A 20,071-nucleotide genomic window follows, 5' to 3' on the forward strand; every position below is an offset into this window, starting at 1 on the left:
GCCGTGGCCGGCTCATAGCACCAGGTTTCTGCGTACCGCACAGTTCCGCCCGGCCGGCCACCCGCCGGCCGGTCTCCCCTGGCCGCGCGACCCGTGGCCACGCAGAAGGAGTCAGTGTTGAGCAGCAGTACTCCCCACAGACGCACCTCCCACACCACCTCCCACGCCTCGCGCCGTACCGCGCACCGTCGCGCCGCGGCCGTCGCGCTGGCCGGCGTCGCCGCGCTGATCGCCACGGCGGTCCAGTCCGGCACCGCCACCGCGGCCCCCGACCCGTCGCCCGCGAAGGGCAACGAGCTGGTGAAGCTCAGCCCGGCCCAGCGCGCAGAGCTGATCCGCGACGCCAACGCCACCAAGGCGAAGACCGCCGACGAACTGGGCCTGGGCGCCAAGGAGAAGCTGGTCGTCCGGGACGTGGCCAAGGACCGCGACGGCACCCTGCACACCCGCTACGAGCGCACCTACGACGGCCTGCCCGTCCTCGGCGGCGACCTCGTGGTGGCCACGGACGCGGGGAAGACCGAGCAGGTCGTGAAGGCCACGGCGAAGGCGCTCAGGCCGGCCACCGTGACGCCGAAGATCTCCGCCGCCAAGGCGGAGTCCCAGGCGGTGTCCGCCGCGAAGGCCGCCGGTGCCGAGCAGCCGGACGCGAACCGCGCCCCGCGCAAGGTGATCTGGGCGGCGAACGGCACACCGGTCCTGGCGTACGAGACGGTCGTGGGCGGCCTCCAGGAGGACGGCACCCCGAACGAGCTGCACGTCGTCACCGACGCCGCCACCGGCGCCAAGCTGTACGAGTACCAGGGCATCGAGAACGGCACCGGTCACACCACGTACAGCGGCACCGTGACGCTGGGCACCGCGCAGTCCGGGTCGTCGTACACACTGACCGACACCGCGCGCGGCAGCCACAAGACGTACAACCTGAACGGCCGGACCTCGGGCACCGGTTCGCTGTTCACCGCCTCCGACGACGTGTGGGGCAACGGCAGCTCCTCCGACCCGGAGACCGCCGGCGCCGACGCGCACTACGGGGCCGCGCTGACCTGGGACTACTACAAGAACGTGCACGGCCGCTCGGGCATCCGCGGCGACGGTGTGGCCGCGTACAGCCGGGTCCACTACGGCAACAACTACGTCAACGCCTTCTGGTCCGACAGCTGCTTCTGCATGACCTACGGCGACGGCTCGGGCAACGCCAACCCGCTGACCGCCATCGACGTGGCCGGGCACGAGATGACCCACGGCGTCACGTCCAACACCGCGGGACTCAACTACAGCGGCGAGTCCGGCGGTCTGAACGAGGCCACGTCCGACATCTTCGGCACGTCGGTCGAGTTCTACGCCAACAACTCCGAGGACGTCGGTGACTACCTCATCGGCGAGGAGATCGACATCAACGGCGACGGCACCCCGCTGCGCTACATGGACAAGCCCAGCAAGGACGGCGCGTCCTACGACGACTGGTTCTCGGGCATCGGCAACTCCGACGTGCACTACTCGTCGGGCCCGGCCAACCACTTCTTCTACCTGCTGAGCGAGGGCAGCGGCACCAAGACCATCAACGGTGTCACGTACAACTCGCCCACCTCGGACGGCCTCCCGGTGACCGGCATAGGCCGCGCCAAGGCGGAGAAGATCTGGTTCCGCGCGCTGACCACCAAGTTCACGTCGACCACCAACTACGCGGGCGCCCGCACCGGCACCCTCGCGGCGGCCGGTGAGCTGTACGGCACCGACAGCGCCGAGTACACCGCGGTGGCGAACGCGTGGGCGGGCATCAACGTCGGCTCGCGGCCCGGCGACGGCGGCGACCCCGGGGACGGCACCACGTTCGAGAGTGACACGAACGTGAACATCCCCGACTACGGCTCCGCGGTCACCTCGTCGCTCACGGTCTCCGGTCGCACCGGCAGGGCGCCGAGCAACCTCCAGGTGGGCGTGGACATCGTGCACAGCTGGCGCGGTGACCTCCAGATCGACCTGGTCGCGCCCGACGGGTCGACGTACCGCCTGAAGAACAGCGGCTACGACCCGGCTCAGGACGTGCACGAGACCTACACGGTGAACGCCTCCTCCGAAACGGCCAACGGCACCTGGAAGCTGCGCGTCCAGGACCAGGGTCCGGCGGACACCGGCTACATCGACGCCTGGCGGCTCACCTTCCCGTAGGCCGGCCCGCGGGCGCACCACCCCAAGTCAGGGCGCCGCTTCGGAGGTTCGAATCCTCCGGGGCGGCGCCCTCCCCATGTCCTTCACATTCCCGCACCACACACCGGCCGTCGGTTTTCGGCCAACATCATCGCGCCCTCCTGACATGTACGCGCCTTCGGTGTCAGTCTTCCGTCACCCACAGCACAACTTCGCAGTAACCGGCCGGACACCCCACACCGTCCGGATCCCCCCACCGAAGGAGCTTGTGTGTCTTCCCTCTTCGCGCGCCACAAGCGCACCACGCTGGCCCTCGCCACCGCGGTCGCCGCCGGAGCGATGCTCACCACCGGCCTGACCGCGGGCAACGCCGCCGCCGACAGCACCGCCCCGTCGGCGCTCCCGGGCGCGCCCGTCCTGCTGTCGGGCACCGCCCGCAGCGCGCTCATACAGGAGCAGCAGGCCGGCGCGGCCGGAACCGCCCGGGCGCTGGGCCTCGGCGCCAAGGAGAAGCTGGTCGTCAAGGACGTGGTCAAGGACCGCGACGGCTCCGTGCACACCCGCTACGAGCGCACCTACGACGGCCTGCCCGTCCTCGGCGGCGACCTCGTCGTGCACCGCTCGGAGTCCGGCGCCACCAGGGGCGTCACCAAGGCGACCAAGGCCGCCATCAAGGTGGCCACCGTCACCCCGAAGGTGAAGGCGGCCAAGGCCGAGCAGCAGGCGCTGTCCGCCGCCGAGGACGCCGGATCGTCGAGGACCGCGGCCGACTCCGCGCCCCGCAAGGTGATCTGGGCCGCCCAGGGCAAGCCGGTGCTCGCCTACGAGACCGTGGTCGGCGGCCTCCAGGACGACGGCACCCCGAACGAGCTGCACGTCGTCACCGACGCCGCCACCGGCGCCAAGCTGTACGAGTACCAGGGCATCGAGACCGGCTCCGGCAAGAGCCTGTACTCGGGCACGGTCGAACTCGGCACCACCAAGTCGGGCTCCTCGTACCAGCTCTACGACACCGGGCGCGGCGGCCACAAGACGTACAACCTGGCCCGCAAGACCTCCGGCACCGGCACGCTGTTCACCGACGCCGACGACACCTGGGGCACCGGCGCCGCCTCCAGCGACCCGCAGGACCAGACCGCCGCCGTCGACGCCGCCTACGGCGCCCAGGTCACCTGGGACTTCTACAAGGAGAGTTTCGGCCGCAGCGGCATCAAGAACGACGGCAAGGCGGCCTACTCCCGCGTCCACTACGGCAGCAACTACGTCAACGCCTTCTGGTCGGACAGCTGCTTCTGCATGACCTACGGCGACGGCACGGGCAACACCAACCCGCTGACCTCGCTGGACGTGGCCGGGCACGAGATGAGCCACGGCGTCACCTCCAACACCGCGGGACTCGAGTACAGCGGCGAGTCCGGCGGCCTCAACGAGGCGACGTCGGACATCTTCGGCACCGGCGTGGAGTACTTCGCGAACAGCTCCGCCGACAAGGGCGACTACCTCATCGGCGAGCAGATCGACATCAACGGCGACGGCACCCCGCTGCGCTACATGGACGAGCCGAGCAAGGACGGCGCGTCCAAGGACTACTGGGACTCCGGTCTCGGCGGCGTCGACGTGCACTACTCGTCCGGTCCGGCCAACCACTTCTTCTTCCTGCTGTCCGAGGGCAGCGGGGCGCGGACGGTCGACGGGGTGGACTACGACTCGCCGACCCACGACGGCTCCACCGTCACCGGCATCGGCCGCGCCAAGGCCCTGCAGATCTGGTACAAGGCGCTGACCGAGTACATGACGTCGACGACCGACTACGCCGACGCCCGCACGGCCACCCTGAGCGCGGCGTCCGACCTGTACGGCGCCGACAGCACGGAGTACAAGACGGTGGGCGCGGCCTGGACCGCGATCAACGTGAACTGACCGACGCGACCGCGGCACCCGGAACCAGTGGTTCCCGGGTGCCGCCCTACCCTTGGTGCCCATGTCCTTCACGTACGACGACGTCGGCGCCACCCGCGAGCAGGGCGCCTGCCCGCCCGGCTTCCGCCCCATGCACGTACGCACCCGCCTCGGGGAGGGCGAACCGGTGTTCCGGCGGGCGGTCGAGGCCGTGCTCACCTGGGAGATGCACCGGGAGATGGGCGTCGGCATCGAGGCGGGCGCGGAGCGCGCCGCGCCCGGCGTCGACGTCACCGTCACCCTCGCCGGCCTGATCAAGGCGCCCTGCCGGGTGGTGTGGACCCTGGAGGAGCCGCGCCGGGCCGGCTGGGCCTACGGCACGCTGCCCGGCCACCCGGAGTCCGGCGAGGAGGCCTTCGTGGTGGACCGCACGGGTGACGGGACGGTCTGGCTGACCGTGCAGGCCTTCAGCCGCCCGGCCAAGTGGTACGCCAAGGCCGGCGGACCGGCGGCCCGCGCCTTCCAGCACGCCTACGCCCGCCGGTGCGGCACCGTCCTCAGGCGGCTGAGCGGTGGCGACGAGGAGGACTGAGCCCTCCTCGTCGCCACCGGCCCGCCGCCGCCCGGCCGCTCGGGGGTCACCGCATCAGCAGGCCCGCCGCCTCCACCAGGTCGCCCGAGGGCACCGCGACCAGGCCGGTCTCCACGCCGGAGGCCAGCAGCCGGTGCGCGGGCAGGACGCGGACCGTGTAGCCGAAGGGGCCGGTGCGGTCCAGGGCGAGCGGGCCCTCGTAGGCCCAGCGGCCCTCCAGGTCCGGTCCGCCCACCGGTTTCAGCGGCGTCTTCGCCGCGTCGGTGATCCGGTCCTCGGAGTCCACCCGGCCGGAGACCGCCTGCACCTCCACGTCCTGAGGCGCGAGGTCGCCGAGCTTCACCCGCACCCGCAGCGCGAGCGTGCTGCCCAGTTCGGCGCTGGCGGTGGCGGCGGAGGTCTCCACGTGGTCGACGCTCACCCCGGGCCAGGCCGCCCGCACCCGCGCCTTCCACTCGGCGAGCCCGCGCGCCGAGTCCGGGTCCATCGCGCGGTGCGCCTCGGCGGCGGGGGTGTAGAGCCGCTCGACGTAGTCGCGGACCATGCGCCCGGCCAGCACCTTCGGGCCGAGCAGGCTGAGGGTCCGGCGCACCATCTCCAGCCACCGGTCGGGCAGCCCGCTCGCGCCCCGCTCGTAGAAGCGCGGGGTGATCCGCTGCTCCAGCAGGTCGTAGAGGGCGTTGGCCTCTATGGCGTCGCGCCGGTCCGGGTCGGTGCCGATGCCGTCGGCGGTGGGGATGGCCCAGCCGAAGTCCGGCTGGTACCACTCGTCCCACCAGCCGTCGAGGACCGACAGGTTGAGGCAGCCGTTGAGCGCCGCCTTCATGCCGGAGGTGCCGCAGGCCTCCAGCGGCCGCAGCGGGTTGTTCAGCCAGATGTCGCAGCCCGGGTAGAGCTTCTGCGCCATCGCCATGCCGTAGTCCGGCAGGAACACGATGCGGTGCCGCACCCGCGGGTCGTCCGCGAACCGCACCAGCTCCTGCACCAGCCGCTTGCCGCCGTCGTCCGCCGGGTGCGCCTTGCCCGCGACGACGATCTGGATCGGCCGCTCGGGATGCAGCAGCAGCTCGGTGAGCCGCTCCCGGTCCCGCAGCATCAGCGTGAGCCGCTTGTACGACGGGACGCGCCGCGCGAAGCCGATGGTGAGCACGTCCGGGTCGAGGGCGTCGTCGATCCAGCCCAGCTCGGCCGTTCCGGCGCCGCGCTGCCGCCAGGAGGCGCGCAGCCGCTCGCGCACCTCCTCCACGAGCTGGGCGCGCAGGGTGCGGCGCAGCTCCCAGATGTCCTGGTCGGGGATGTCGGCGACCGAGTCCCAGCGGTCCGAGCCGCCGACGGCCAGCGCGTCCTCGGCCCGCTGTACGCCGATCTGCCGGGCGCCGAGCCGGAACACCTCGGGGGCCACCCAGGTCGGGGCGTGCACGCCGTTGGTGACGGAGGTGATCGGCACCTCGTCGGCGTCGAAGCCGGGCCACAGCCCGGCGAACATCCCCCGGCTGACCCCGCCGTGCAGCACGGAGACGCCGTTGGCCCGCTGGGCGAGCCTGAGACCCATCACGGCCATGTTGAACAGGTTCGGCTCGCCGCCGGGGTAGGTCTCCATGCCGAGCCTGAGGACGCGGTCGGCGTCGATGCGCGGGAGTTCGGCGTCGGGGCCGAAGTGCCGGGCGACCAGCTCGCGGTCGAAGCGGTCGATGCCGGCCGGGACCGGGGTGTGCGTGGTGAAGACGGTGCCGGCCCGTACCGCCTCCAGCGCCGGGCCGAACTCCAGCCCTTCGTCGGACAGTTCGGCGATCCGCTCCAGGCCGAGGAAACCGGCGTGGCCCTCGTTGGTGTGGAACACCTCCGGCGCGGCGTGCCCGGTGAGCCGGCAGTACGTCCGTACCGCCCGGACACCTCCTATGCCGAGCAGCATCTCCTGGAGGAGCCGGTGTTCGCTGCCGCCGCCGTAGAGCCGGTCGGTGACGCCGCGTTCGCCGGGGTCGTTCTCCTCGACGTCGGAGTCGAGCAGCAGCAGCGGCACCCGGCCGACCTGGGCCAGCCAGACGCGGGCCCGCAGCTCCCGGCCGCCGGGCAGCGCGAGGGCGACGTGCGCCGGGGTGCCGTCGCGCTCCTTCAGGGGCGCGAGGGGCAGCTCGTGGGGGTCGAGGACGGGATAGTGCTCCTGCTGCCAGCCGTCCCGGGAGAGGGACTGGCGGAAGTAGCCGTGCCGGTAGAGCAGGCCCACGCCGACGAGCGGCACCCCCAGGTCGCTGGCCGCCTTGAGGTGGTCGCCGGCCAGGATGCCGAGGCCGCCGGAGTACTGCGGCAGGGCGGCGGTGATGCCGAACTCGGGTGAGAAGTAGGCCACGGCGGCGGGGAGTCGGCCGGACTGAGCCTGGTACCAGCGGTCGCCGGTCATGTAGTGGTCGAGGTCGTCGGCCACCGCGGTGAGCCGGCGCAGGAAGCGCCGGTCCTCGGCCAGCTCCGCGAGACGCGCGGGCCGGACGGTGCCGAGCAGCCGTACCGGGTCGCGGCCGGACGCGGTCCAGCACTCGGGGTCGACGGACTGGAAGAGGTCGCGGGTCTCCGGGTGCCAGGACCAGCGCAGATTGCGGGCCAGATCACTGAGCGGCCGGAGGGGGTCGGGGAGAACGGGACGGACGGTCAGTCGACGGATCGCCTTCACCCGCACGACGTTACCGCGCGATGTGTCCCTTGTTGCGGCCTTCGCCCTGATGCGCCGGACAGGAACTGACGCGCACGGCGTGTCGATATGGCCGGATCTTTCCCCGTCGGCCGTCTTGTGGCGCTTCGGCCCGCAAGGAAAGCTGCACATGTCGCGACGAACGCTGATTGCGGGAGCGGCATCCGGGAAAGCGACGGTCAGATCGCGCGGTGTGTCGCGATGTCGACATACGCGCGAGTAGTTAACAAAGTGCCGGATTGCCCACCGGAAGAGTGTGGGAAGGCTCCTGCGGTACGCCCCGCACGCACCTCGCAGGACCCACCTCCCCAGCAGTCATCCGCCCACCCAGTTGACGCGGACAGGAGCGGTCATGCCCGCCACGCACCACTCGTCAGCCACCTCCGCGAAGCGCGCCACGGTCGTCGGGCGCATCCCCGTCCTGGACGTCCGTCCGGTCGTCCAGCGGGGGCGCAGGCCGGCCAAGGCCGTCACCGGTGAGTCGTTCGAGGTCTCCGCCACCGTGTTCCGGGAGGGGCACGACGCGGTGGGGGCCAACGTCGTCCTGAGAGATCCGCGGGGCCGGCCGGGCCCCTGGACGCCGATGCGGGAGCTGGCCCCGGGCACCGACCGCTGGGGCGCCACGGTCACCGCGGGCGAGACCGGGATGTGGTCGTACACCGTGGAGGCGTGGGGTGATCCGGTCACCACCTGGCGGCACGCCGCGCGGATCAAGATCCCGGCGGGCATGGACACGGACCTGGTCCTGGAGGAGGGCGCCCTGCTGTACGAGCGGGCCGCCGCCGGCGTCCCCGGGCGCGAGGACCGGCGTGAACTGCTGGCCGCCGCCGACGCGCTGCGGGACGAGAGCAGGCCGGCCGCGTCCAGGCTGGCGGCGGGGTTGACGCCGCAGGTGGACGCGGTCCTGGCCCGTCACCCGCTGCGGGACCTGGTCACCTCCTCCGACCCCCTCCCCCTGCTCGTCGAACGCGAACGCGCCCTCTACGGCGCCTGGTACGAGTTCTTCCCCCGCTCCGAAGGCACCCCCGCCCAGCCCCACGGCACCTTCCGCACCGCCGCCCGCCGCCTGCCCGCCATCGCCGCCATGGGCTTCGACGTCGTCTACCTCCCCCCGATCCACCCCATCGGCACCACCCACCGCAAAGGCCGCAACAACACCCTCTCCGCCACCGCGGACGACGTCGGCGTCCCCTGGGCCATCGGCTCCCCCGAAGGCGGCCACGACACCGTCCACCCCGCCCTCGGCACCCTCGACGACTTCGACCACTTCGTCACCCGGGCCACCGCACTCGGCCTCGAAGTCGCCCTCGACTTCGCCCTCCAGTGCTCCCCCGACCACCCCTGGGTCCACAAACACCCCGAGTGGTTCCACCACCGCCCCGACGGCACCATCGCCCACGCCGAGAACCCGCCCAAGAAATACCAGGACATCTACCCCATCGCCTTCGACACCGACCCCGACGGCCTCCACACCGAAACCGTCCGGATCCTGCGCCACTGGATGGACCACGGCGTGCGCATCTTCCGCGTCGACAACCCCCACACCAAACCCGTCGCCTTCTGGGAACGCGTCATCGCCGACATCAACACCACCGACCCCGACGTCATCTTCCTCGCCGAGGCCTTCACCCGCCCCGCCATGATGGCCGCCCTCGCCCAGACCGGCTTCCAGCAGTCCTACACCTACTTCACCTGGCGCAACACCAAACAGGAACTCACCGAATACCTCACCGAACTGTCCGGCGACGCTGCGGCGTACATGCGGCCCAACCTCTTCGCCAACACCCCCGACATCCTGCACGCCTACCTCCAGCACGGCGGCCGCCCCGCCTTCGAGGTCCGCGCCGTCCTCGCCGCCACCCTCTCCCCCACCTGGGGCATCTACAGCGGCTACGAACTCTGCGAGAACACCCCCCTGCGCCAGGACAGCGAGGAATACCTCGACAGCGAGAAGTACCAGCTCACCCCCCGCGACTGGGCCACCGCCACCCGCGAGGGCACCACCATCGCCCCCCTCCTCACCCGCCTCAACACCATCCGGCGCCGGCACCCGGCCCTGCGCCAACTGCGCGATCTGCACTTCCACGCCACGGACAAGGAAGAGGTGATCGCCTACTCGAAGCGGCAGGGGTCGAACACGGTTCTGGTGGTCGTGAACCTCGACCCCCGCCACACCCAGGAGGCGACGGTCTCGTTGGACATGCCGCAACTCGGCCTGGACTGGCACGAGTCGGTGCCGGTCCGCGACGAGCTGACCGGCGAGACCTACCACTGGGGCAGGGCCAACTATGTGCGCCTGGAGCCGGGCCGTACGCCCGCGCACGTCTGCACGGTTCTGCGACCGTCCCACCCGCAGATCGGAGGGTCACCCACCACATGATCGTCAACGAGCCCGTGCCGGACACCTTCCAGGACACCCCCGCCAAGGACCGGGACCCGGACTGGTTCAAACGAGCCGTCTTCTACGAGGTCCTCGTCCGCTCCTTCCAGGACAGCAACGGCGACGGCATCGGTGATCTCAAGGGCCTGACCGCCAAGCTGGACTACCTGCAATGGCTGGGCGTGGACTGCCTGTGGCTCCCGCCCTTCTTCAAGTCGCCGCTGCGCGACGGCGGTTACGACGTCTCCGACTACACCGCCGTCCTGCCCGAGTTCGGCGACCTGGCCGACTTCGTGGAGTTCGTGGACGCGGCCCACCAGCGCGGCATGCGCGTGATCATCGACTTCGTCATGAACCACACCAGCGACCAGCACCCGTGGTTCCAGGAGTCCCGGAGGAATCCGGAGGGCCCCTACGGCGACTACTACGTCTGGGCCGACGACGACAAGCAGTTCCAGGACGCGCGGATCATCTTCGTCGACACCGAGGCCTCCAACTGGACCTACGACCCGGTGCGCAAGCAGTACTACTGGCACCGGTTCTTCTCCCACCAGCCGGACCTCAACTACGAGAACCCGGCCGTGCAGGAGGAGATGCTCGCCGGGCTCAAGTTCTGGCTGGACCTGGGCATCGACGGGTTCCGGCTGGACGCGGTGCCCTACCTCTACCAGGAGGAGGGCACCAACTGCGAGAACCTGCCGCGCACGCACGACTTCCTGAAGCGGGTGCGCAAGGAGATCGACGCGCAGTACCCGGACACGGTGGTGCTGGCCGAGGCCAACCAGTGGCCGGAGGACGTGGTCGACTACTTCGGCGACTACGCCGCGGGCGGCGACGAGTGCCACATGGCCTTCCACTTCCCGGTCATGCCCCGCATCTTCATGGCGGTCAGGAGGGAGTCCCGCTACCCGGTCTCCGAGATCCTCGCCAAGACCCCCGCGATCCCGTCCGGCTGCCAGTGGGGCATCTTCCTGCGCAACCACGACGAGCTGACCCTGGAAATGGTCACCGACGAGGAACGCGACTACATGTACGCGGAGTACGCCAAGGACCCGCGCATGCGCGCCAACATCGGCATCCGCCGCAGGCTCGCCCCGCTCCTCGACAACGACCGCAACCAGATCGAGCTGTTCACCGCCCTGCTGCTGTCCCTGCCCGGCTCGCCGATCCTCTACTACGGCGACGAGATCGGCATGGGCGACAACATCTGGCTCGGCGACCGCGACGCCGTGCGCACCCCCATGCAGTGGACCCCGGACCGCAACGCGGGCTTCTCCTCGTCCGACCCGGGCCGGCTGTTCCTGCCCACGATCATGGACCCGGTCCACGGTTACCAGGTGACGAACGTCGAGGCGTCCATGGCCTCGCCCTCCTCACTGCTGCACTGGACCCGGCGCATGATCGAGATCCGCAAGCAGAACCCGGCCTTCGGCCTGGGCACCTACACCGAGCTGCCGTCCTCCAACCCGGCCGTCCTGGCCTTCCTGCGCGAGGCCCCCGCGAATGGGGAAGGAGGGGACGACCTGGTGCTGTGCGTCCACAACTTCTCCCGGTTCGCGCAGCCGACGGAGCTCGACCTCAGCGCCTTCGGCGGACGCCATCCGGTCGAGCTGTTCGGCGGGGTCCGCTTCCCGGCGGTCGGTGACCTGCCGTACCTGCTGACCCTGGGCGGGCACGGCTTCTACTGGTTCCGCCTGCGCAAGGACGCCGTCTGAGGGAAGGGACGCGACACGCCATGCCGGAAGCCGTCATACGCACCGACACGAGCCCGCCGGGACTCCTCGCGTCCCTCGACCCCCTGCTGCGGGAGTGGCTGCCGCGGCAGCGCTGGTTCGCCGGCAAGGGCCGCCCGGTCACCGGCTTCTCCCTGGTGGCCGCGGCCGAACTGCTCCCCGCCGACTCCCGCCTGGGCCTCCACCACGTGCTGGTCCGCGCCCACCAGCGGCACACCCCGGCCGGGGGCGCGGCTCAGGAGCCGGGCGACTGCTACCAGCTCCTGATCGGCACCCGCGAGGCGCTGCCGCCCCGGCTCGCACCCGCCCTGATCGGGCATCTGACCGAGGGCCCGGCGGCCGGACGCACCGCCTACGACGCCCTGTACGACACCCGTCCCGCCGAGGTGCTGCTGGAGGCGCTGCGCACGCGGGCCCGCATCGGCGGACTGCGCTTCGAGCGGGCACCGGGCGACGGCATACGCACGGGGCTGGTGCCGCGGCTGATGACCGCCGAGCAGTCGAACTCGTCAATCGTGTACGGAGATACGTTCATCCTCAAGCTGCTGCGGCGGATCGTGCCCGGCGTCAACCCCGACCTGGAACTGCCGCTGGCCCTGGCCCGCGAGGGCTGCCCCCGGGTGCCCGCACCGGCGGGATGGATGGTGGCGGACCTGGCCGGCCGGACCTGGGTGCTGGGCGTACTCCAGCCCTATCTGCAGGGCGCGACGGACGGCTGGGAGCTGGCGCTGCGCGAGCTGGCCAAGGGCGAGGACTTCGTCGCCGAGGCCCGGGCGCTCGGGCGGGCCACCGCCGAGGTGCACACCGCCCTGGCCCGCGCGCTGCCGACCGTCACCCTCGGCCACGCCCAGGCCCGGCAGCTCGCCGACGCCATGATCGAGCGGCTGGAGCAGGCGGCGCGGGCCGTGCCCCTGCTCCGGTCGTACGCGCCCGGGCTGCGGACGGCGTTCACGGCGTTGGCCGACCTGGCTTCCGAGGGCCGTACCTGGTCGGCGCAGCGCGTCCACGGCGACCTGCACCTCGGCCAGTGCCTGCGCTCCCCCGACGGGGAGTGGTCCCTGATCGACTTCGAGGGGGAACCGGCGAAGCCGCTGGCCGAGCGCCGGCTGCCGCAGCCGGCGGTGCGGGACGTCGCGGGGATGCTGCGCTCCTTCGACTACGCCGCGCACTCGGCCGACGTACGCGCACCGGGCTGGGCCGAGTCCTGCCGGGCCGCGTACTGCACCGGGTACGCGCAGGCGGGCGGTCACGACCCGCGCACCGACCCGGTGCTGCTGCGCGCCTACGAGACGGACAAGGCGGTCTACGAGGTCCTGTACGAGGCCCGGCACCGTCCCGACTGGCTGAAGGTGCCCCTGGCGGCGGTGCGCCGCCTGTCCGTGCCCGAGCCGGCATGACGTCCCCGACCGCTCCCACCGCGCCCAGGAGGCCCCACCCGTGACCCCCCGTCCCTCGTCCAGCGGTCCCGACCCGAAGAAGACGACCGGGAAGAAGCCGGCCAAGGCCGCGAAGAAGAAGGCGCCCCGGAAGACCGCCGCCTCCTCCGCCGCCGCTGCCTCCGCCACCGGGGCAGAGGTCGCCGTCTCCCCCGCGCCGGACGCCGCCGACCGGGAGCGGCTGCTCGCCGGCACGCACCACGATCCGCACGCGGTGCTCGGCGCCCACCGGGTGCCCGGCGGGGTCGCGTTCCGGGTGTTCCGGCCGTACGCCCTGGCCGTGACCGTGCTGTCCGGGGAGCTGCGGATCGGGCTGCACGACGACGGGGACGGCTTCTTCTCCGGCCTGGTGCCGCTGACCGACGTCCCGCTCCACCGGCTCCTGGTGGCGTACGAAGGGACGGAGCAGGAGGTCGAGGACCCGTACCGCTTCCTGCCCACCCTGGGCGAGCTGGACCTGCACCTGATCGGCGAGGGGCGGCACGAGCAGCTGTGGCGGGCGCTGGGCGCGCACCCGGCGACGCACGACGGGGTGGCGGGCACCCGGTTCGCGGTGTGGGCGCCGAACGCGCGCGGGGTCCGGGTGGCCGGCGGCTTCAACTTCTGGGACGGCACCGGACACCCGATGCGCTCGCTCGGCTCGACCGGGGTGTGGGAGCTGTTCCTGCCCGGTGTCGGCGCGGGCGAGCTGTACAAGTTCGAGATCACCCGGCCCGACGGCTCCCGCACCTTCCGCGCCGACCCGCTGGCCCGCCGCACGGAGGTGCCGCCCGCCACGTCCTCCGTCGTGCACGCCTCGGACTACACGTGGGGCGACGAGGAGTGGCTGGCCCACCGCGCGGACGCGCCCGCGCACGAGGCGCCCATGTCGGTGTACGAGGTCCACCTGCCCTCCTGGCGCCCCGGCCTGACCTACCGGCAACTGGCCGAGCAGCTCCCCGCCTACGTCGCGGACCTCGGCTTCACCCACGTCGAGCTGATGCCGGTCGCCGAGCACCCCTTCGGCGGCTCCTGGGGGTACCAGGTCACCGGCTTCTACGCGCCCACCGCCCGGCTCGGCGGCCCCGACGACTTCAAGTACCTGGTCGACCGGCTGCACCGGGCCGGGATCGGTGTGCTGATGGACTGGGTGCCCGCGCACTTCCCGCGCGACGACTGGGCGCTGGCCGAGTTCGACGGGCGCCCGCTGTACGAGGACTCCGATCCGCTGCGGGCGGCGCATCCGGACTGGGGGACGCTGGAGTTCGACTTCGGACGCCGGGAGGTGCGCAACTTCCTGGTCGCCAACGCCGTGTACTGGTGCGAGGAGTTCCACATCGACGGGATGCGCGTGGACGCGGTCGCCTCGATGCTCTACCTGGACTACTCGCGCGAGCCGGGCCAGTGGACGCCGAACGAGCACGGCGGCCGGGAGAACCTGGACGCGGTGGCGTTCCTCCAGGAGATGAACGCGACGCTGTACCGGCGGGTGCCCGGCGTCGTGACGGTGGCGGAGGAGTCGACGGCCTGGGACGGGGTCACGCGGGCCACGCACCACAAGGGCCCGAGCGGCTTCGGCGGGCTGGGCTTCGGGCTGAAGTGGAACATGGGGTGGATGCACGACTCGCTGGAGTACATGAGCCGCGAGCCGGTGCACCGCAAGTACCACCACGGCGAGCTGACCTTCTCCATGGTGTACGCGTACAGCGAGAACTACGTGCTGCCGATATCCCACGACGAGGTGGTGCACGGCAAGAAGTCGCTGGTGTCGAAGATGCCCGGCGACTGGTGGCAGCAGCGTGCCAACGAGCGGGCGTACCTGGGCTTCATGTGGGCGCACCCCGGCAAGCAGCTGCTGTTCATGGGGCAGGAGTTCGCGCAGGGCGCGGAGTGGTCGGAGGCGCACGGCCCCGACTGGTGGCTGCTCGACCCGGAGTACGGGGCGTCGGCGGACCACCGGGGGGTGCGCGACCTGGTGCGGGACCTGAACACCGTCTACCGGGCCACGCCCGCGCTGTGGCGGCGCGACAGCCACCCGTCCGGGTTCGCCTGGGTGGTCGGGGACGCCGCCGACGACGACGTGGTGGCGTTCCTGCGCCTGGACGCCGACGGCACCCCGCTGCTGGCGGTGTCGAACTTCGCCCCGGTGGTCCGCTCCGGCTACCGCCTCGGCGTGCCCGACGACGTCCCGGCCTGGCACGAGGTACTCAACACCGACGCGGCCCGGTACGGCGGCGGCGACGTGCTCAACCCGGACCCGGTCAAACCGGAGGCCCAGGGGTGGCACGGCCGCCCGGCGAGCATCCGGCTGACCCTGCCGCCCCTGGCGACGGTGTGGCTGCGTCCGGCCTGACCGGCCCGACCGGCGGGCGCGGCCCGTCCGTCAGTCCGCGTCCACCAGGCCCTTCGGCAGCGGCTCGCTGTGCAGGACGCCGAGGTGCTGGGTGGCGCGGGTGAGGGCGACGTACAGGTCGCTGGTGCCGTAGCGGCCGGGCTCGACGACCAGGACGGAGTCGAACTCCAGGCCCTTGGACTGGCGCGGGTCGAGCAGGACGACGCGGTGGGTGAGGTCGGGCTCGGCGTCCGCCGTCACGCCGTCCAGGCGGGCCGCGAGGACCCGGTGCAGCTCGCGCGGGGCGATGACGGCGAGGCGGCCCTCCTTCGGGGTCAGCTCCCGGACCGCCTCGGCCACGGCGGCCGGGAGGTCGCCGGTCGCGCGGACCCAGGGGCGTACGCCGGTCGAGCGAACCGAGCTCGGCGGCGTGAACTCCGGGTCGTCGGCGCGGACGACGGCCGCCGCGAGGTCCATGATCTCGGCCGGGGTGCGGTAGTTGACGCCGAGGCGGGTGTGCTCCCAGCGGTCCTCGACGTAGGGGTCGAGGATCTTCGACCAGGAGCCGACACCGGCCGCCTCCGCGGTCTGCGCCGGGTCGCCGACCAGGGTCATCGAGCGGGTGGGGCAGCGGCGCATCAGCAGCCGCCAGGCCATCGGGGACAGCTCCTGCGCCTCGTCGACGATGATGTGCCCGAAGGCCCAGGTGCGGTCGGCCGCGGCGCGTTCGGCGGCGCTGCGGTGATCGTCCTCCTCCTGGCGTTCGGCGAAGCGCTCGGCGTCGATGATGTCGTGCGCGGACAGGACCTCGGCGTCCTCCTCGTCCTTGTCCTCGAACTCGTAGGTCCGCGACGCGTACGACACGTCGAGGACGCCCTGCGCGTAGGCGATCTGCTCCTCGCGCTCGCGTTCGGCGCGGGTGCGGGCCACCCGGTCGTCGATGCCGAGCAGTTCGGCGGCCTCGTCCAGCAGGGGAACGTCGGCGACGGTCCAGCGCCGGGTGACCGGGCGGCGGACGGCGGCGGCGTCCTCGGCGGGCAGGAAGGCCTCGGGGGCGGCGAGGAGGTCGGCGACCAGGCGGTGCGGGGTGAGCCGGGGCCACAGCTGGTCGATCGCGGACCAGACCTCGGGGTTCTCGGCGAGTTCGTCGCGGATCTGGGTGATGTCGCTGGGGTCGAGGAGGTTGCTGCCGTCGTAGGGGTCGGTGCCGATGCGTTCGGCGACCATGTCGGTGAGGGTGTTGAGGATGTGGCCCTCGAAGTGCTCGCGGGCCGCGTTGTGCGGCAGCTTGGCGGCGCGGGTGCGCTCGCGGGCGACGTTGACCAGGTCGTCGTCGAGCATGAGGACGTCCCGGTCGTGCTCGATCGCGATCACCGGGTCGGGCAGTGCCTGCCGGTCGCGGACCGCCTCGGCGAGGACGTCGGCCATGTCGGCCCGGCCCTTCACGGCCGCCGCCTCGGGGGTGTCGGCGGCGGTGGCCTTCACGCCGGGGAACAGCTCGCCGACGGTGGCGAGGAGCACGCCGGTCTCGCCGAGCGAGGGAAGCACCTCGCCGATGTAGCCGAGGAAGGCCGGGTTGGGGCCGACAATGAGGACGGCGCGCTTGGCGAGCAGTTCGCGGTGCTCGTAGAGGAGGTAGGCGGCGCGGTGCAGGGCGACGGCGGTCTTGCCGGTGCCGGGGCCGCCCTCGACGACCAGGACGCCGCGGTGCGGGGCGCGGATGATGCGGTCCTGGTCGGCCTGGATGGTCTGCACGATGTCGCCCATGCGGCCGGTGCGCGCGGAGTTCAGCGCGGCCAGCAGCACGGCGTCGCCGGAGGGGTCCTCGTGGCCGGTGCGGGTCTCGTCGCCGACGTCGAGGAACTCGTCGTGCAGGGCGGTGACCGTGCGGCCCTCGCTGGTGATGTGCCGGCGGCGGCGCAGCCCCATCGGGGTGTGGCCGGTGGCCAGGTAGAAGGGGCGGGCGACACCGGCCCGCCAGTCGATGAGGACGGGGGTGCGTTCGGCGTCGTCGGCGCGCAGGCCGATACGGCCGATGTGGTGGCCCTCCCCGGAGGTGAGGTCGATCCGGCCGAAGCAGAGGGAGCCGTCCACCGCGTTGAGCGCGGCGAGCAGCCCGGAGCGCTCGGCGACCAGGATGTCCCGCTCCAGGCGCGCCTGCTGCGGGGTGTTGCCCTGCGCGAGCGCGTCGGTCACGGAGTCCTCGGCGTCGCCGCGCAGCGCGTCCACGCGCGCGTACAGTCCGTCGATGAATTCCTGCTCGTGCAGCAATTCATCGTCCGGAAATTCGGTGTTTGACAATTCCACTCCCGGCCGCATATACTGTGCCTACTGAACTTCTTCGCGACCTCATTCTTCTGAAGTCACGAATCAACGAATATACGCAGCGAAATCCCCCGAGCGCAATTGCTCGGGGGATTTTTTCTGCGTCGGCCGGTCCGTGTGCCGGGCCGGTCAGACCACGTCGGCCAGCTCCTCCAGCAGCCGCCGCTTGGGCCGGGAGCCGACCATCGACTTCACCGGTTCACCGCCGCGGAACACGATGAACGTCGGCATCGACAGCACCTTGTACGCGTTCGTGGTCGCCGGGTTCCGGTCGACGTTCAGCTGCACCACCCGGAGCCGGTCGCCCTCCTCCTCGGCGAGGGCGCCGAGCACCGGCGCCATCTGCCGGCACGGCGGGCACCAGTCGGCGGTGAACTCCACCAGCACGGGCAGCTCGGAGCCGATCACCTCCGCCGCGAAGTCCGCGTCCGTCACCTCGGGCACCCCGCTGGTCCTCATCCGTGTCCTCCCAGTTCGCACTTGGGCTCCGGACCCCCCGGAGCCGCCGCCTCGGCCCGCGTCAGCTGCGCGGCGACCTGCGCGCGCACCGACGTGAGCTGCTCGATCAGCGTGTCCAGCTCGCCCAGCTTCCGCCGGTAGACCACCAGGGACGCCGGACAGGAGTCGCCCTCCGGGTGCCCGGCGCGCAGGCACTCCACGAAGGGGCGGGTCTCCTCCAGGTCGAACCCGAAGTCCTGGAGCGTCCTGATCTGCCGCAGCAGCTTCAGGTCGTCCTCGTCGTAGGTCCGGTAGCCGTTGCCGCCCCGCCGCGCGGGCAGCAGACCCCGCGACTCGTAGTACCGCAGCGTCCGCGTGGTGGTCCCGGCCCGTGCGGCCAGCTCGCCGATTCGCATGGGAACGAACGTAATCCTTGACCCGGACGTCAAGGCAAGAAGTCCCGCGAAGGCAGAAGCCCCGCGCCGGGGGGAGGGCGCGGGGCTTCTTCGGGGGACCGGGCGGCTGAGCAACGGGGGGAGCACCTCAGCCGCCCGGCGTGTGCGGGAGCCGCCCCGGCATGCGGGGCGTCGTACGGCCGTCAGGCCTTCGCCAGCTCCTTCTCGCCGCCCTGCTCGGGCAGGTCCGGGGCGTCCTCGGCGGCGCCGCCGCCGGTGCCGTGGCCGTCGTCCAGGAGGGTCTTCTCGTCGAACGGGATCCGGCCGGCGAGGACGTCGTTCACCCGGTCCTTGTCGATCTCCTTGGTCCAGGTGCCGATCAGGACGGTGGCCACCGCGTTGCCGCCGAAGTTGGTCAGCGCGCGGGCCTCGCTCATGAAGCGGTCGATGCCGACGATCAGGCCGATGCCGTCCACCAGGGCGGGCTTGTGCGACTGGAGGCCGCCGGCCAGCGTGGCGAGACCGGCGCCGGAGACACCGGCGGCGCCCTTGGAGGCCACCAGCAGGAAGAGCAGCAGCGGGATCTGCTCACCGATCGACATCGGCGTACCCATGGCGTCGGAGATGAACAGCGAGGCCATGGTCATGTAGATCATGGTGCCGTCGAGGTTGAACGAGTAGCCGGTCGGGACGGTGATGCCGACCACCGGCTTGCTGATGCCCAGGTGCTCCATCTTGGCGATGAGGCGCGGCAGCGCCGACTCCGAGGAGGAGGTGGACAGGATCAGCAGGAACTCGCGGCCCAGGTACTTGAAGAGCGAGAAGACGTTGATCCCGGAGACGAGGCGCAGCACCGTGCCGAGGACCAGGAAGAGGAAGATGACGCAGGTCGCGTAGAAGCCGAGCATCAGCACGGCCAGGCTCTTCAGGGCGTCGACGCCGGCCGAGCCGGTGACGGCGGCGATCGCGCCGAAGGCGCCGACCGGGGCCGCCCACATGATCATCGCCAGGACGCGGAAGACCAGCCGCTGGATGTGCTCGATGCCGCGCAGGACGGGCTGCCCGGCGTTGCCCATGGCCTGCAGGGCGAAGCCGCAGAGCAGGGCGATGAGCAGGGTCTGGAGCACCTCGCCCGCGGTGAAGGCGGAGACGATCGTCGTCGGGATGATGCCCATCAGGAAGTCGACGGTGCCCTTGGCCTCCGCGTCGACCTGCGCCTGGCCGGTCTCCTTGATGGCGTCGGTGACCGCGAGGCCCGTGCCCGGGTCGAGGATGTTGCCGACGATCAGGCCGATGGCGAGCGCCACCAGGGACATCACGAAGAAGTAGACCAGGGCGATACCGCCGACCGCACCGACCTTGGCGGCCTTGCGGACCGAGCCGATGCCCAGCACGATCGTGCAGAAGATGATCGGGGAGATCATCATCTTGATCAGGTTCACGAAGCCGGTGCCGAGCGGCTTCAGCTCGGTGGCGAAGTCCGGGGCGATCAGACCGACCGCGATACCGAGGGCGACCGCGATGATCACCGCGATGTAGAGATAGTGCGTGCGGTCCCGCTTGGCTTTGGGTGCGGCAGGTGCGGAAGCGGCGTTGCTGGTCACGGCTGCCCTCCTTGACGACGTCGTCGGTACACCGGCGTGCGGCTCACGTCCGGGGGTGTGGTGTGGGGACTGGGTGACTATCTCCCGGCGTGTGAGCGCGGTCACCCTTGCGTTCATTTAGTTC

General features: G+C 71.6%; 12 protein-coding genes. 7 read left to right on the top strand and 5 right to left on the bottom strand.

The features are described from left to right. Positions 1-117: 117 nt before the first annotated feature. The 3 genes from ACH4D3_RS20095 to ACH4D3_RS20105 all read left to right on the top strand — a co-directional run bounded on the left by ACH4D3_RS20095 (position 118) and on the right by ACH4D3_RS20105 (position 4,642). The gene (locus tag ACH4D3_RS20095) at positions 118-2,172 is read left to right on the top strand and encodes a M4 family metallopeptidase (RefSeq protein WP_398323741.1); all 2,055 of its coding nucleotides are present in this window, start codon (positions 118-120) and stop codon (positions 2,170-2,172) included. Between the two features lie 249 nt (positions 2,173-2,421). Beyond that, on the top strand, positions 2,422-4,071 hold the full coding sequence (locus tag ACH4D3_RS20100) for a M4 family metallopeptidase (protein ID WP_398323743.1): 1,650 nt from the start codon (positions 2,422-2,424) through the stop codon (positions 4,069-4,071). 61 nt (positions 4,072-4,132) lie between these two features. Next, the gene (locus ACH4D3_RS20105; protein ID WP_398323745.1) at positions 4,133-4,642 is read left to right on the top strand and encodes a DUF1990 family protein; all 510 of its coding nucleotides are present in this window, start codon (positions 4,133-4,135) and stop codon (positions 4,640-4,642) included. Between the two features lie 46 nt (positions 4,643-4,688). Here ACH4D3_RS20105 and ACH4D3_RS20110 read toward each other — a convergent pair whose 3' ends face one another. After that, positions 4,689-7,307 (bottom strand): glycosyltransferase family 1 protein, encoded by a 2,619-nt coding sequence (locus ACH4D3_RS20110; RefSeq protein ID WP_398323747.1) that lies wholly within the window; start codon positions 7,305-7,307, stop codon positions 4,689-4,691. 370 nt (positions 7,308-7,677) lie between these two features. On the opposite strand from ACH4D3_RS20110, the gene ACH4D3_RS20115 reads away from it, so the two are divergent. From ACH4D3_RS20115 to glgB, 4 genes are read left to right on the top strand one after another with little or no spacing between them, the layout of a single operon-like run. Next, positions 7,678-9,705 (top strand): alpha-1,4-glucan--maltose-1-phosphate maltosyltransferase, encoded by a 2,028-nt coding sequence (locus ACH4D3_RS20115; protein ID WP_398323749.1) that lies wholly within the window; start codon positions 7,678-7,680, stop codon positions 9,703-9,705. Then, the gene (gene treS / locus ACH4D3_RS20120; protein ID WP_398323751.1) at positions 9,702-11,420 is read left to right on the top strand and encodes a maltose alpha-D-glucosyltransferase; all 1,719 of its coding nucleotides are present in this window, start codon (positions 9,702-9,704) and stop codon (positions 11,418-11,420) included. The genes ACH4D3_RS20115 and treS overlap by 4 nt, the downstream gene beginning before the upstream one ends. A 20-nt stretch (positions 11,421-11,440) precedes the next feature. Further along, positions 11,441-12,835: a maltokinase gene (locus tag ACH4D3_RS20125; RefSeq protein WP_398323753.1), complete on the top strand. Its 1,395-nt coding sequence runs from the start codon at positions 11,441-11,443 to the stop codon at positions 12,833-12,835. 40 nt (positions 12,836-12,875) lie between these two features. Beyond that, the gene (gene glgB / locus ACH4D3_RS20130) at positions 12,876-15,206 is read left to right on the top strand and encodes a 1,4-alpha-glucan branching enzyme (protein ID WP_398323755.1); all 2,331 of its coding nucleotides are present in this window, start codon (positions 12,876-12,878) and stop codon (positions 15,204-15,206) included. A 30-nt stretch (positions 15,207-15,236) separates the two neighbouring features. On the opposite strand, the gene ACH4D3_RS20135 is transcribed toward glgB, so the two are convergent. From ACH4D3_RS20135 to ACH4D3_RS20150, 4 genes are all read right to left on the bottom strand, one after another. Continuing rightward, positions 15,237-17,504, bottom strand: a complete 2,268-nt coding sequence (locus tag ACH4D3_RS20135; protein ID WP_398323757.1) for a HelD family protein — start codon at positions 17,502-17,504, stop codon at positions 15,237-15,239. 135 nt (positions 17,505-17,639) lie between these two features. Next, positions 17,640-17,954: a thioredoxin gene (locus ACH4D3_RS20140; RefSeq protein ID WP_398324356.1), complete on the bottom strand. Its 315-nt coding sequence runs from the start codon at positions 17,952-17,954 to the stop codon at positions 17,640-17,642. A gap of 11 nt (positions 17,955-17,965) precedes the next feature. After that, positions 17,966-18,364: a MerR family transcriptional regulator gene (locus ACH4D3_RS20145; protein ID WP_127895010.1), complete on the bottom strand. Its 399-nt coding sequence runs from the start codon at positions 18,362-18,364 to the stop codon at positions 17,966-17,968. 182 nt (positions 18,365-18,546) lie between these two features. Next, positions 18,547-19,947, bottom strand: a complete 1,401-nt coding sequence (locus ACH4D3_RS20150) for a cation:dicarboxylate symporter family transporter (protein ID WP_398323759.1) — start codon at positions 19,945-19,947, stop codon at positions 18,547-18,549. Positions 19,948-20,071: the final 124 nt, after the last annotated feature.

The organism is Streptomyces sp. NPDC018026 (assembly GCF_044327745.1).
GTDB classification, from domain to species: Bacteria; Actinomycetota; Actinomycetes; order Streptomycetales; family Streptomycetaceae; genus Streptomyces; species Streptomyces rubrogriseus.

Excerpts from the sequence above, each read along its gene's own strand:
- ACH4D3_RS20115 (WP_398323749.1), top strand. The coding sequence starts at position 7,678 with ATGCCCGCCACGCACCACTCGTCAGCCACCTCCGCGAAGCGCGCCACG.
- treS (WP_398323751.1), top strand. The coding sequence starts at position 9,702 with ATGATCGTCAACGAGCCCGTGCCGGACACCTTCCAGGACACCCCCGCC.
- ACH4D3_RS20145 (WP_127895010.1), bottom strand. The coding sequence starts at position 18,364 with ATGCGAATCGGCGAGCTGGCCGCACGGGCCGGGACCACCACGCGGACG.
- ACH4D3_RS20105 (WP_398323745.1), top strand. The coding sequence starts at position 4,133 with ATGTCCTTCACGTACGACGACGTCGGCGCCACCCGCGAGCAGGGCGCC.
- ACH4D3_RS20125 (WP_398323753.1), top strand. The coding sequence starts at position 11,441 with ATGCCGGAAGCCGTCATACGCACCGACACGAGCCCGCCGGGACTCCTC.
- ACH4D3_RS20135 (WP_398323757.1), bottom strand. The coding sequence starts at position 17,504 with ATGCGGCCGGGAGTGGAATTGTCAAACACCGAATTTCCGGACGATGAA.